The organism is Pseudomonas sp. S3_A03, assembly GCF_054668275.1.
On sequence record NZ_CP162753.1, the window covers coordinates 76,681 to 90,800 of the forward strand.

Genomic DNA, 14,120 nt, shown 5'->3' on the forward strand with positions numbered 1-14,120 from the left:
GATTGTTTTATGAAAAAGTTGATTATTACCGGGGCGGCCAATGGAATTGGGCGGGCGACCTTGGAAAAGGCCATTCAACAAGGTTATTTCGTCATTGGCGTCGACAAGGACGGCGAAGGGCTAAATGCCTTGCAACGTATTCACGGCTCGCAAGTATTAGAGACACACGTCGCCGACTTTTCGGATAGCGCGGTGATCAAAGGTTTTATTCCAGCGCTGTACGAACGCCACGACACTATTTATGGCTTGGTCAATAATGCCGGGATTTATCACGGCAAAAGTGTCTATCACTACTCTGATGACGAAGTTGACGAGATCCTCAATGTAAACCTCAAGGCGCTGGTCTATCTCTCCAAAGACTTTGCCGAGCGGGAAATGCGCCACGAAGCGGCGCGCAGTATCGTCAATATCGCCTCGGTCGCCGGCGAAGTGGGCAGTTGCGATGCGTTGTACGGGGCCACCAAGGCGGCGGTGATCGGCCTGACCAAAGCCAATGCCTGGAATTTTGCGCCGTTCGTGCGGGTGAACGCGGTGTCGCCCGCGCTGATCCACGACACCGCCATCTACGACACCATCCCCGCCTACCGGCGCAACGAATATGCGCGCCAGGAGATTCTCAAGGACCCCATCCTGCCGGGCGGCGTCGCCGAGGTGATTTTGTTGTTGGTGGGCGATGCCATGCGCCATATCAGCGGCAGGGTTATCCCGGTGGACAACGGAGCCTACCCACGATGAACCCGCAGACCCCCAAGAAAAAACTGCTGCTGGTGGGCGCGGGCAACCTGTGCCTGCAAATCCTGAAGATCCTCGGGCCCAAAAATGCCTTCGAATTCGTGGTGCTGGGGCGCAACGAGGAATCGACCCTGCGCCTGTGCAACCTGGTGGCGCTGTCGTGTGCGCAATTGGGGCACGACATTGCGATCAAACCGGTGATCGCCGACCTGACGGATGTGAACAAGGTGACGCGGATCCTGCGTGAAGAGGCGCCGGATATGCTGGTCAACTGCGCGTCATTGCAGTCCTGGCGGGTCATCACCGGCTTGCCCAAGCGCGTGTTCGAGCAGCTCGATCAGGCCCAGTTCGGCCCTTGGCTGCCCATGCACCTCACGTTGATGCAGTACGTGATGCAGGCAGTGAAAGCCTCCGGCATCGTGACCACGACAATCAACGCGGCATTCCCGGATGCGGTCAATCCGATTCTGGCCAGGCTCGGCCTGGCGCCGGATATCGGCGTGGGCAACGTGGCTAACCTGATTCCTGCAGTACGTTTTGCCATTGCACGGCGATTGGAGTGTGCGCCTGCCGATGTGCAGGTGCAGCTGTATGCCCAGCACTATTTCAGCCATTACGTACCGCGCGGTGGTTTGCCGCCGCGTGCCAGTTATCGCTTGTTGTATGAGCAGCGAGGCCGCCCGGAGGCGGCACGCCTGCCGGCCGAGGCGATTTTCTCCACGGTCAAAACCGACTTCCGCCGCTTGGGTGGGGTCGATGGGCAGTTCCTCACCGCGTGCTCGGCCGTCACGGTGATCGAAGGGTTGTGCTCAGCCACGCCTGTGCTGGTGCATGCGCCCGGCCCGCTGGGGCTTCCAGGCGGCTATCCGGTGTGGCTGCACAACGGGCAGATCAAGGTGCAGTTCTCTGACGCCTGCCCGCAGGATGAGGCCGTGCGCATCAATAGCATCTGCCAGAGCCACGATGGCATCGACGAGATCCATTGCGATGGTTCGGTCACGTTCAACCCGCACTGCATGGCGGTGATGCAGGCGATGCTCGGGTACTCCAAAAAAACCATGTCCATCGAGCAGTCAGCCGAGTTCGCCCACGAGTTGGCGAGCAAGTACCAGTCTTTTCAGCATTCAACCTGGTAGGTGTGTAATGAGTCAGTTATCTCGCCACAAGCACAACGCAGTCGCCAGTTACTCCGCGCAATATTCCAAGAGTTTCGTGGAGCGCTGGGATGATTTGATCGACTGGGAAAAAAGAAAGGCCGGGGAGAACGGTTTCTTTGAGGACTTGCTCAAGGGGCACGGCGTGAAGTCGGTGATCGACGTCTCCACGGGCAGTGGTTTTCATGCGGTGCAGCTTAAACGGGCGGGCTTGGATGTGGTCGCCACGGATGGCAGCAGCACGATGCTGACCAAGGCTCGGGCGAATTTCAGAATGCATGGGTTGCAGATCCAATCCCATTACCGGGACTGGCTTTCCCTGGATCCACAAGAACTGGGGCAGTTCGATGCGGTGGTTTGCCTGGGCAGCTCGCTGTGCCATGTGTTTGAGGCCCAAGCCCGGCGCAATGTGCTGGAAAAGTTCAGGGCATTGCTCAAGCCGGGTGGCTTGTTGGTTGTCGACCAACGCAACTTCTTCGCCATACGGGCCGGTCAATTCAAATCCAGCGGTAATTACTATTATTGCGGCACGCATGCGTCGGTCAGTTTGGGCGAGGTGCATGCCGATCTGTGTGAGTTCATCTACTCCTTTGATAACGCAGAAGAATACCGGCTGCAGGTGTATCCGCTGTTACCGGGCGAGTTAAAGACCGAGGTGCTTGCGTCGGGGTTTTCGGAGCATCGCAGTTACGGTGATTTTCAGCCTGACTACGACATGATGCAGTGTGATTTTGTCATCCACACGGCGAGGAAAACGGCATGACCACTCTGCCCCAGAGCAGCGCCCGCCCAGTGGACAGTGTGGTGCTGGCGGTGGTGTTGACCGGTTTCGTGGCCAGCACCTACGGCTTTGGCGTTTACCTGTTCGCCAATCTCGTGGTGGATATGCGCCGCGACATCGGTTTTGGCTACACCACCGTAGGCCTGATCACCGGTGGCGCGCAGATCGGCTTCCTGTTGTTTTCATCGGTGACCAGCGTGATCAGCCGTTATGTCGAGGGCTGGAAAATCAGCCTGGTGTCGACGCTGATCACGTCCCTCGCGCTGCTGGGTCTGAGCGTCAGCAATAATGTCTGGCTGTCCGGTGCGCTGTTGATTTTGCTCGGGGGCTGTTCTGCCTCGGTGTACATCCCGCTGGCGGAGATCGTGGCCAAGGGCTTCAGCCCCGGTAATCGCTCGCGTGTCATGGGGCTGATTTCCAGTGGCACCAGCTACGGCGTGTTTATTAACGGCTTGCTTGTGTCGTTCCTGACCTTGCAGGGCGGCTGGCGTTCTATCTGGCTGACGGCGGGCCTGATATCGCTGGGCCTGTGTGCGCTGGCCTGGTACCTGTTGCGCACGATGGGAACGGGCGGTCCGTCGCGGGAGGGCTCGGTAACCTTGGACAACCGCACGCCCTGGCTGAGCCGCTCGTTGTACCTGACCTGGGCCATCGCCTTTCTCAATGGCATGGCGTTGTTGCCATTCCAGACCTACCTGGCGCCGTACCTGCGTGATGAATTGGGGGTGTCGGTGCAGGACGCCGGTTTTATCTGGACCACCATTGGCGCGGTGGGCATGGCCTCGGGCTTTCTGGTGGGGTGGATTGCCGACAAGGTCGGGGTGCGGGCGTCGCTGGCGATGTGTTTTTTAAGCGCCGGCCTGGCCGCCGCAGTGGTGTTCGGTTGCAACAGCCTCCCTTTGTTCTACGTGGCAGCGTTTTTGTTTGCCCTGGCGTTCTATCCCATCTTCGGGCTGGTCCCCAGCTATATCGGCCAGATCGTACCGGTCAGCCGTCTGACCCAGGCCTTTGGTATCGCCAACGTATTGATTGGCTTGGGCGGGGTGTGCGGCAACTTTCTGGGTGGGCTCTCCAAGGACCTGACCGGTTCGTTCTCCAGCGTGTACTGGGTGGTTGCCCTGTTGCTGTTCGTGCAATGCATGATGGTGTTCATGTTGGGTAGGCCGCCAGTGTCTGCACGTGCGTAAAACAAGGTAATGTGCGTCATCGCAGCATTACCGCGTTTTTCAGGAGCAGGCATGACGCATTTCACCGGCACTGCAAAATCGATTCGTTTGGTTGGCGGGGCCCGGGTATTGGACTTTATCAATACCACCAATGGCCGGCGCCCTGGCACTGCACTCAAGGTGATGGAAGAACGCCTCACCAGCTTTCAGTTCTTCTTTGAATGGGCCCAGCATGCCTCGCTGGTCTCTGCCCAGGAGTTCGATGCCTACAGCTCAATGGTGTTTGACTCGCCCATCTCGTACCAGCCGGACCTGGATGCCGTGATTGCGTTCAGGGAGTGCCTGTACGCGGTGTTTCATCCGTTGTCCCTGGGCCAGGCCGCGCCCGCTGAGGTCTTGCAGCAGATCAACCTGACCTTCCAGCAAGGCGTCACCTGGCGCGTGCTGCACTCGGTGAACGGCATGCCGGCCTGGGCATGGAAACCTTGTACCAATGCCCAGGAACTGACGGCCCTGCTGATCGGGCGCCTGGCAATCGATGCGACGCAATTGCTGGTGTCGGGCGACCTTCGCGAACTCAAGATCTGCACCGCCACCGACTGCGATTGGATCTTCCTCGATAGCTCCAAGAACAAGCTGCGCAAATGGTGCCAGATGAGTGTGTGTGGTAGCCGGGAGAAGTTGAGTCGCCTTAAACAGGCGTTGTAGTTACATCACCGGGGCGGGCTCGACGGGTAGCAATTGCCCCACTTAATAGGAAGCATTACTATTCACGCCCGCCTCCCCGGTGCCTCCCGCAATGATCCCCCAGCCGCCCCGCAGAACAGGCTTTTTCGAGCACTACGAAGAGTTGATCGGGACCTGGACGCGCCGCCTGAAAAACCGCCAGCAGGCCGAAGACATTGCCCATGACACCTTCGTGCGGGTGCTCGAGTCCGCCTCCACCGAAGTGGTGCAACCGCGCGCCTATCTGCACCAGACCGCGCGAAATATCGCGGTGGACGCCTACCGCCGCGAAGACCGGCGCGAGGCAATTGCGCTGGAGGCCCTTGACCAGAGCCCGCTTAATAGTGGCGACCCCGAGCAGTTCATGCATGCGATCCAACTGGCAGACTCCGTTGAAAGGGCGTTGGCCGAGTTGCCGCTCACCTGTCGCAAGGTGTTTATCTGGCAGAAAATCGAGGGCCTCACTCAGCAGGAAATCGCCGAACGCCTGGGTTTGTCCAAGAATATGGTGGAAAAGTATATGATCCGCACCCTGCGGCATCTGCGTGATCGCTTGGACGCGATGGCCCCATGACCCAAGCTCGCTCTGAAACAGGACCTTCCATGATGGATAGCCGTGCCCGCGACGAAGCCGCGCAGTGGTTTGTACGCCTGCAAGAGGGCGAGCTGAGCCCCGACGAGCGCCAGCGCTTCGACGCCTGGCGTGCGGAGCAGCCCCAGAACCAATACGAGTTCGACGTGTTGCAAGGCATGTGGCGTGCCGCTGACCTGCTGCCTAAGGCCCGTTTGCAGGCGTTGTGCGAAGCCCCGGCCGAGCGCCCCAAACGCCGTGCGGCGTTGCGTTATGCCGTCGCGGCCAGCTTAGTTGCCGTGGCGCTGGGGTTGGGCCTGTTCAGCGGGCTCGAACACCCCAAGCCGTACAGCGCCGAATTCAGCACGCGCCTGGGCGAGCATCGCCAGGTGGCGTTGCCCGATGGCTCGGTGATGGATTTGAACAGTCGCAGCGTGGTCACGGTGCATTACGAAAAAGCCCGGCGCACTGTGGAACTCAAACAGGGCGAAGCGCTGTTCAGCGTCGAACATGACACCAGCCGACCTTTTGTGGTCGCCGCCGGGACCGGACAGGTAACCGTGACCGGCACACGCTTCGATGTGCGCCGCGATGAAGACCAGACCCGCGTGGCGGTCGAAACGGGTACGGTGAAGGTACAGGGCCGTTCGCCATACGACGTGGTCACACTGACGGCGGGCCTGGGCACGCAAGTGGACGCAAAAGGCTTGGTGGCGGGGGCCTACACGGTAAATACCGAGGAACTGACAGCCTGGCGTAGCGGCAAGCTGGTGTTCACCAACGCAAGGCTGGCGGACGTGGCGCGTGAGGTGTCGCGTTATCGCGAGCAACCCCTGCGGGTCAGTACGCCTGGCGTGGGCAACCTGCGGTTAACCAGCGTATTCAAGGCCAACGACACCGACGCCTTGCTCAAGGCCTTGCCGCACATCCTGCCTGTCGCGGTGCGAGCACTGCCGGATGGCAGCCAGGAAATAATTTCACGCTGACATTCAGGTTTTTTCCGAGCTCTTCGTCTTCTCCTGCAACTGCAACTGGTTTGCATTAACAGCCGCTTACTTTTGCGCTCACAGGACTAGGCTCAACGTGAAAAAAACTGCCGTTCACAACAATAAAATCGCTTGCTGGGTCCCGCTGGCCCTGGCCCTTGCGGTCAGTGCCGCGATGCCTTGCGCCTTTGCTGGCGACGTTATCCATATCCAGGCCCAACCCCTCGGCGCGGCACTGAGCCAACTGGGCCAACAGACATCCCTGCAAGTGTTCTTCAGCCCGGACATGGTTGCGGGCAAACAGGCGCCTGCGGTAGACGGCAATCTTTCACCCGAACAAGCCTTGCACCAATTGCTGCAAGGCAGTGGCCTGGATTACCAGATCGACGCCGGCTCCGTGACCTTGCGCCCACTGAGCAGTGGCAGCGGTGACGTCGGCTCGCCCCTGGAGTTGGGGGCCACCGACATCAAAGTGGTGGGCGACTGGCTCGGCGATGCCAACGCCGAGCTGGTGCAGAACCACCCCGGCGCACGCACGGTGATCCGCCGCGAAGCCATGGTGGAGCAGGGCGCGATGAACGTCGGCGACGTGCTGCGCCGCGTGCCTGGCGTGCAGGTGCAAGAGTCCAACGGTACCGGTGGCAGCGATATTTCGCTCAATGTCGGTGTACGCGGGCTGACGTCTCGCTTGTCGCCACGCTCAACCGTATTGATCGACGGCGTGCCGGCTGCGTTTGCGCCGTATGGCCAACCGCAACTGTCGATGGCGCCGATTTCCGCGGGCAACCTGGACAGCATCGACGTGGTGCGTGGAGCCGGTTCCGTGCGTTACGGGCCACAAAACGTCGGGGGTGTGATCAACTTCGTCACTCGCGCGATCCCCGAGAAATTTTCCGGTGAAGTCGGCACCACGCTGCAAACCTCCGCCCACGGTGGCTGGAAGCATGTCGACAACGCCTTTATCGGTGGCACCGCAGACAACGGCATCGGCGTGGCGCTGCTGTACTCCGGGGTCAATGGCAATGGCTACCGCAACAGCAACAACGCCAACGATATAGACGACGTGATCTTCAAGACCCACTGGGCGCCGACCGATCAAGACGATTTTTCGCTGAACGTGCACTACTACGACGCCAGCGCCGACATGCCGGGTGGCTTGACACAGCGGCAGTTCGACGCCAACCCGTACCAATCGGTGCGCGACTGGGACAACTTCAGCGGCCGCCGCAAAGACGTGTCCTTCAAGTACATCCGCCAGATCGACGACCGGACCCAGGCTGAAGTGCTGACCTATTACTCCGACAGCTTCCGTGGCAGCAACATCGCCAACCGCGACGGCAAAACCCTCGGCTCCTACCCGCGTACCTATTACACCTTCGGCATCGAGCCGCGCGTGTCCCATGTATTTGACGTAGGCCCCAGCACCCAGGAAGTCAGCGTCGGTTATCGCTACCTCAAAGAAGGCATGCACGAGCAGGCCACCAGCCTGAACCTGGTCAACAACGTGCCGACACCAGGCGGTCAGAGCGACGGCCATGTGTATCAGGATCGCACGGGCGGCACCGAGGCCAACGCGTTCTATATCGATAACAAAGTGGACATCGGCAAGTGGACCATCACCCCCGGCATCCGCTTCGAAGATATCCGCACCGAATGGCATGACCGCCCCGTGGTCGCCTTGAACGGCACCCGTACCCAGGAAAAACACCGCGAGATTCACAACAACGAACCGTTGCCGGCCTTGAGCGTCATGTATCACCTGTCCGACGCCTGGAAACTGTTCGCCAACTACGAGACCTCGTTTGGCAGCCTGCAATACTTCCAGTTGGGGCAGGGCGGCACCGGCGACCAGACCGCCAACGGCCTGAACCCGGAAAAAGCCAAGACCTACGAGGTCGGCACCCGCTATAACGACAGCGTGTGGGGCGGTGAACTGACCTTCTTCTACATCGACTTCTCGGATGAGCTGCAATACGTCAGCAACGACGTGGGCTGGACCAACCTCGGTGCCACCAAGCACACCGGTATCGAAGCGTCGGCACACTATGATTTGTCGAACCTGGACCCACGCCTCGACGGCCTGACCACCAATGCCGGCTTCACCTATACCAAGGCCACGGCCGAAGGCGATGTGCCATTTAAAGGCCGCGACCTGCCGCTGTATTCGCGTGAAGTGGCGACCCTGGGCGTGCGCTACGACGTCAATCATTGGACCCATAACCTGGATGTATACGCCCAATCCGGCCAGCGGGCGCCGGGCACCACCAGCACCTACGTCACCCAAGGCACGGCGGACGGCCAGTTCGGTGATATCCAGGGGTATGTCTCCGTCAACGTGCGCAGTGGCTATGACTTTGGCCAGCAGCTATCGAATCTGAAGGTTGGGGTAGGGGTGAAAAACCTATTTGACCAGCAGCACTACACCCGTTCCAGCGACAACAACGCCGGGTTGTACCTGGGCGAGCCTCGTACGTTCTTTGTACAGGCCAGCGTAGGCTTCTGACCTATAACCCTTGGGAAAATCGCAGCGCCACAACGGGCTGCGATTTTTTTTGCCTGTTTCCTACAGCCCCACACCGCGTATCAGCGTGGGATCAGGAACCGATTCCGACACAAACGCCACACAGGGGTAGCTGAAAATCGCGCCCACTGTAATGGAGAAAGCCATGTCGGTATCGTCTCTCGATACACCTGTATCCAACCCCTTGCCCCCTGAGCGTGTGCAGGCCAACGCCACTGCACAGCCCGAGGCCAAAGCCAGCCGTCCTGGGTTGTCCACGTTGTCCTTCAATGGTCAACACGCCGCAAACGTCAGCTTCTCCCCTCTGGCAAATCCGAGCGGCCCGGTATTCGGCAGGCATCCAGCGCCGGCACTGCATCACGGCCATGCCGGTCACAGCGCACATCCTCACGGCACTCCTGCGCCGACGAGCGTTATGCATCAATTCAGCCATTGGATGAGCCAATGGTGGGGTGGGCAGCGCCCGCCTGTGCATCCGGGTTGCGGCAGTGCGCCACCCAGGCCGATGCCGGGTGATTGCGCCCCCGCCAGGCCACATCCGGTTGGCGGCAGGCCTTACCCGTCGCCCTCGTACGGCATTGATCCTGGGTACGCAAACAAGAGCAGAGAGCAGTTGGCCCAGCAGTTGCTGGACAACTTCGACGCCTTCAAGGATCGCGGGAACGCCGGTTATGTCAGCGTCAACAGCATTCGCGAAATGGCCAAAAAAGGCTGGTCACATGACCCCGTCATGAATCAGAACATCCGCTTGGCCAAAGAGTTGCTGCGGCGCCCGGAGCTGGTGGATGCCATTGACCGGCATCGCTCCACGGGGGCGTTGGATGGCCTGATCAACCGGCAAAAACTGGGCATGGTCATCAGCGACACGAACTTCTTCAAATACAACTCAGACAAGCAACTGGCCCAGGAGATGCTTGAACATTTCGATGCCTTGAAGGGCAGGGGGTGGGGGCGAGACCTGAAACTCAGCGATCTGCGAGCGCTGGCGGGCCAGAGCCTGACGGGCGACTCGCCCAAGAGTCACCTGATCCAGTTGGCCCGGGAAATCCTCAGACGCGGTGATGTCTTGAAAACCATGGACAACCTCGCCGGGCGTGATAATGACGGTCGAATCAGCCGCAAAGCGCTTCTGTTGCTGTCTCGCTGACCGCAACCCAGGCGCCGCAACCCCAGGGCGGCGCCTGCCTTTGTTGTGTCAGGAACTGCTTACGCCGGTTCGCCACATAGGTGATATCCATCGGCTTTGATCAGTCGGTCGCGTTCCAGATCCCGAGTGAGGGCCAAGCAATGACTTCAACCTCGTTTCATTCCCAGCACGGCTGCCATGAATGCTTTCGCGGTGCCCACATTGCCGAACCGGTTGTGTCCACCATTGACCGTGCTGAACAGGAGCTACCGATCGTGTCGAATGTGCATACCGTCGAAGCCCGACGAATGAAGACCTTCGAGGGCCAACGCAAATTCCAGGCACCTGTCGCGGATGACTTTTCCCGGGCCATGCTCGCCATTGAACACATGGCAAGTGACGATGGGCGGCCACCCAAACACACCGGGCTGATCAGCAGCCTCACGGCCTGGTGGCGTCGCTGACAGTGGCAGCCACCTGACCTGCTCGCCACGTTTTTACATGCTGTCATGGGTATCCGTCGATCATCTGGAACCGGCGTCCCCACCCAACCACTTATGAGGGGCTTGCCTGGGTGGAGTCCATTCGATTTTTTTGGCCGCCGCGGTGGCGATCATCGGGCAGGTATGTATCGGAAAAGTTGGAGAGAAACCCATGACAATCGAGGGTGCATTACCTCACGTTCGACCCCTGGCCCTCGACGGGCCAGCGTTACGACCCACGGCGCCAGCACCGGTCACCGCCACTGAAACCTGGCTCGACGACGGCCCTGAGCGCCCGGCCTTCGAACCACGCAGGCCGCGGCTGCTGCGCGGGACCTTGTCGGTGCTGCACCACCGGGCGTTGCAGAACTTGCCTGCTGAGCGGGCCAATCTTTCCCCGCCGGGTGCAACGTCCACCGACAACCAATTGACCACGGCCCTTGAAAAAGCCTTTGGCCTGCTGCACCCGTTCCTGAACGACGGGCGTTTGACCCAGTCGTCATTACAACGGATTACCGCCGCACCTACGGGTGAAAGTGAAGCGCTGGATCGAACGATCCAAGTGGTCTGCGAAATTCTCAAGCGTCCGCGGCTCAACGATGCAATCGTGAGCCGCGACGGTGATATCACACGGGACAGTCTCAGGGCCGCGGCCCGAGCCCTGCAGGGCAACAGCTCGCCAAACGTGTTCAGCCAGGATCCGTTTCATGCCAGCAGCAACGCCCAGGTGGTCCACGCGCTGCAAGGTCAGTTTGAGCAGTTGAGAGACAAGGCACACGATCGGACGTTTCTCTTCGAGCATCATCAGTACGTCGAAATTGCCGCGCTCAAGGCCGTCATGCAGGACCCTTATGCTGTTGACCGAGAGGGCGCCCCGGTGCTGGACCCGTCCACCGGTATGCCCAGGCCCAAATACAGCGAGTTCTGCGTCTACACGGCAAAGAACATTCTTGAGCGCCCCGGTTTACTCCCCGCACTGGAGCGTGCAAATGCGGGTCGATTGTTTGGTCCACCGCAAAAGGACGGCTGGCTCAGCAACAAAAGCCTCGACCGCTGGCTGGAGCAGGACGAGGCTCACAAGGCGCGCTGATGGCCAGGCTTACACCCTGAGGATTTTGCCACTGATGGCCACACCCGCCAGCAACACTGCGATCAGTACGAAGGCCGTGCTCAGGCTGCTACCGTGGGCGACAAAGCCGATCACCGCGGGGCCTGCGAGAATTCCGGCATACCCCAAGGTGGTGATGGCGGGCACTGCAATATGTTCCGGCATGACGGTTTGCTTGCCGACGGCGGTGTAGAGCACCGGCACGATATTCGAGCAGCCGGCGCCAACCAGTGCATAACCCAGCAGCGCGGTTTCCCACGCTGGTAACAAGGTCGCCAGTAACAAGCCGGCAGTTGCCAGTGCACCGCCGATCACGATCACCCGAGTCGCGCCAAGGCGCCGCACGATGGCGTCACCGGTCAGCCTTCCTGCGGTCATGGTCAGTGCAAAAGCCGCATAACCGAGGCCTGCGTAGGCCTCATCAAGCCCGCGTTCGGCACTGAGGAACACCGCGCTCCAGTCCAACACCGCCCCTTCGGCCAAAAACACGATGAAACACAGGCACCCTATAAACAGCACCACGCCATGGGGAATCGCAAACGCCGGGCCCGAACTTTCACTGCCGTAGGGCAGCAAATGCGGCCCGGCCTTGAGCAGCGCAACGGCCATGACGATGATCACGACGAAGGTTGCCTGCAACGGTGACATGCCCAGCCCCAGCAACCCGGCAACCCCTGCCGCGCCGACAATACCGCCCAGGCTGAACAACCCGTGGAAGCCCGACATCATGGTCTTGCCGCTGGCCCGTTCAACGATCACCGCCTGCAAGTTCACTGTGGAGTCCACCGTGCCCAGGCCCGCGCCGAACAGGAACAAGCTGGCGATCAGCAACGGAACCGAACTGACCGTCGCCAGCATCGGCAAGGCCAGGCAGATCATGATCGTACCGGCGGTCAGTACACGCCGGCAGCCGTAACGTGAGGCCAATGCGCCTGCCGCGGGCATCGCGATGATCGAACCTACACCCAGGCACAACAGCAGCAGGCCCAGCGTGCCCTCATTCAGTTGCGCACGCGCTTTGGCATACGGCACCAGCGGGGCCCAGGCAGCAATGCCGAAGCCGGCGATGAAAAATGCGATACGCGTCGACATTTGCTCCAGCCGCCCGGGAACCACGGGCGCTGAGGTGGGAATGGCAGTCATGAAAAGTCCTTGGTTTTGCGTTCAACGAACGATGTCCGGCGCGACATCCTTGCACATCAGGCCTTGGCGAGCGAGCCAGGGTTCCCTTGGGATGACTGTCGATGAATTTTATTTTTACAAACCGGGAACGCGATTGGCCTTGCGCATCACATAGAGGTGGTCGAGTTCGCAGGAGGCGTTCTGGAAGGTGCGTAATCCCCGCGAGAGTCGGTGAACCCCGGGGGTCTTACGGTGGATTGCCACCTTCCAGGCCGCTTCACACAAACCCTGCGTTGTGTAATACGCTGCTTGGCCGCCATGTAGGCAACCGAACGGACGAACCGATGAAAGTTTTCAGGCGGGCAGCGCCATGACCCTGTTCTATGACGCACGAGGCAACATTTATGGGGTGGTCAGCCCAGCCTTTCTAGGGAGCCGAGGCATCAAGGTGCCCGAAAGTGCTTCTCTGGCCGCAGCTGCCCGCAGCGTGTGGGCCGAGTCGGCCATTGCCTCCGAATGCGGTTGGGGGGTGCGCCCGGTCGGCGCCAAGGTGCATCGCTGTGATGGTTTGTTGGTCGGGCCTTTTCAGACCGAGCCGCCGTTTGACCTGTTGATCGTCAACACCGACGGCACCCTGGCCGAGCGCAGCGGTAACGGTTTGACGATTTTTGCCCAGGCGCTCACCGACCAGGGTTTGATGACTGCAGCCTGTGAACTGCGGGTCCATCATGACAAGGCCGACGCGGCATCGCCGGTGGCGACTCGGATTGAACCGGCGGTATATGAGCAGGTCGACGGGTTCTGGCTGGACCTGGGTTTGCCCGCGTTCGGGCCGTCTGCCGTGGGCGCGCAAGAGGTTGATCCAGCCTTTCTGGGCGGCACCGAACTGAACCGTGTGAATGCGCTGGCGGCGATCAATCCGCACTGGGCTCACAGCCAGTTTGTGCGGGTGGGTAATCCTCACTGTGTCACCTTGGTCGAACAGCTTTCAGCATTGCCGGAGAACCTGCAGATGCACCAGCCAACCCTGTTCGAACCACTGCGGGCTATTGCCTTTGCGCCTCCGGCGGGAGCCGGCCAACCTTGTGCAGCCGGGATCAATTTGCAGTGGGCCGCCAGGCAATCCGGTAACCGGGTTGTCGCACGCGTGTTCGAACGGGGAGAGGGGCCTACCGCGTCTTCCGGAACCAGCGCCAGCGCAGTGGCTGTTGCAGCGTGGCGTGCGGGCTGGGTCGAGGGCGGCGAAGTTGCGGTGGTGATGCCAGGTGGCACCGCGCCGGTGCGCTTGCATACGCAGGCCGACACATTGCTAAACGTCAGTCTGTTCGGGACTGCCCGCCGTCAGGCATGAGGTTTTATGTGCGGCTGATACCTTGGCTGGGTGTCAGCTGTTTCGTAATGAGTTAGATATTTAGTTGTAAGTTTTTGTAGGGTGTTTCTTATATTTAAAAATTAGTTAATGCCTCGTTTTATTATTTTGTAAAAGATACTTCTATCTCCGTTGTACGAAACTTCTTTTTTATTTTTAAGCGGCCGATTTTTACCTGAAATCGCTAAGCTTCAGTGCGCTCAGGTGCTTTTTCTCGGTCATTCATTCGCTGTATGGCCGAGGGGAAGTATTTCAATTCAGCAATAAAAAAGATGG

13 protein-coding genes are annotated in these 14,120 nt (G+C 60.0%); 12 read left to right on the forward strand and 1 reads right to left on the reverse strand.

Translation table 11 applies throughout. The features are described 5' to 3' along the window. The first annotated feature begins 9 nt into the window (after window positions 1-9). The 11 genes from AB4O25_RS00405 to AB4O25_RS00455 all read left to right on the forward strand — a co-directional run bounded on the left by AB4O25_RS00405 (window position 10) and on the right by AB4O25_RS00455 (window position 11,335). Window positions 10-735 carry an SDR family NAD(P)-dependent oxidoreductase gene (locus AB4O25_RS00405; RefSeq protein WP_017526727.1) on the forward strand — a complete coding sequence of 242 codons (726 nt, stop codon included), beginning with the start codon at window positions 10-12 and terminating at the stop codon, window positions 733-735. Continuing rightward, complete coding sequence (locus AB4O25_RS00410) at window positions 732-1,868, forward strand: Rossmann-fold NAD(P)-binding domain-containing protein (protein ID WP_065876524.1); 1,137 nt, start codon at window positions 732-734, stop codon at window positions 1,866-1,868. The genes AB4O25_RS00405 and AB4O25_RS00410 overlap by 4 nt, the downstream gene beginning before the upstream one ends. 7 nt (window positions 1,869-1,875) lie before the next feature. After that, window positions 1,876-2,649: a class I SAM-dependent methyltransferase gene (locus AB4O25_RS00415; protein WP_065876525.1), complete on the forward strand. Its 774-nt coding sequence runs from the start codon at window positions 1,876-1,878 to the stop codon at window positions 2,647-2,649. After that, window positions 2,646-3,854, forward strand: a complete 1,209-nt coding sequence (locus AB4O25_RS00420; protein ID WP_017526730.1) for an MFS transporter — start codon at window positions 2,646-2,648, stop codon at window positions 3,852-3,854. Before AB4O25_RS00415 ends, AB4O25_RS00420 begins: the two co-directional genes overlap by 4 nt. Window positions 3,855-3,905: 51 nt before the next feature. Further along, entirely contained in the window at window positions 3,906-4,541 is a 636-nt protein-coding gene (locus AB4O25_RS00425) for a CGNR zinc finger domain-containing protein (protein WP_017526731.1), read from the forward strand. Window positions 4,542-4,632: 91 nt separating this feature from the next. Further along, complete coding sequence (locus AB4O25_RS00430; RefSeq protein ID WP_065876526.1) at window positions 4,633-5,133, forward strand: sigma-70 family RNA polymerase sigma factor; 501 nt, start codon at window positions 4,633-4,635, stop codon at window positions 5,131-5,133. Between the two features lie 29 nt (window positions 5,134-5,162). Next, window positions 5,163-6,116: a FecR family protein gene (locus AB4O25_RS00435; RefSeq protein WP_116079849.1), complete on the forward strand. Its 954-nt coding sequence runs from the start codon at window positions 5,163-5,165 to the stop codon at window positions 6,114-6,116. A 97-nt stretch (window positions 6,117-6,213) separates the two neighbouring features. Then, window positions 6,214-8,619: a TonB-dependent siderophore receptor gene (locus AB4O25_RS00440; protein WP_223496895.1), complete on the forward strand. Its 2,406-nt coding sequence runs from the start codon at window positions 6,214-6,216 to the stop codon at window positions 8,617-8,619. A 163-nt stretch (window positions 8,620-8,782) separates the two neighbouring features. Beyond that, a complete protein-coding gene (locus AB4O25_RS00445) occupies window positions 8,783-9,784 on the forward strand; it encodes a type III secretion effector protein (protein WP_460150240.1) in 1,002 nt (333 codons plus the stop codon). A gap of 140 nt (window positions 9,785-9,924) precedes the next feature. Further along, window positions 9,925-10,227, forward strand: coding sequence for a hypothetical protein (locus tag AB4O25_RS00450; protein WP_032883370.1), 303 nt, complete (start codon window positions 9,925-9,927; stop codon window positions 10,225-10,227). Window positions 10,228-10,369: 142 nt separating this feature from the next. After that, window positions 10,370-11,335: a type III secretion protein gene (locus AB4O25_RS00455; protein WP_460150242.1), complete on the forward strand. Its 966-nt coding sequence runs from the start codon at window positions 10,370-10,372 to the stop codon at window positions 11,333-11,335. Window positions 11,336-11,344: 9 nt separating this feature from the next. Here AB4O25_RS00455 and AB4O25_RS00460 read toward each other — a convergent pair whose 3' ends face one another. Next, on the reverse strand, window positions 11,345-12,496 hold the full coding sequence (locus AB4O25_RS00460) for an MFS transporter (protein WP_017526738.1): 1,152 nt from the start codon (window positions 12,494-12,496) through the stop codon (window positions 11,345-11,347). Between the two features lie 349 nt (window positions 12,497-12,845). Here AB4O25_RS00460 and AB4O25_RS00465 point away from each other — a divergent pair, with 349 nt between their 5' ends. Continuing rightward, window positions 12,846-13,826, forward strand: coding sequence for a diaminopimelate epimerase (locus AB4O25_RS00465; protein WP_460150243.1), 981 nt, complete (start codon window positions 12,846-12,848; stop codon window positions 13,824-13,826). The last annotated feature ends 294 nt before the right edge of the window (window positions 13,827-14,120 follow it).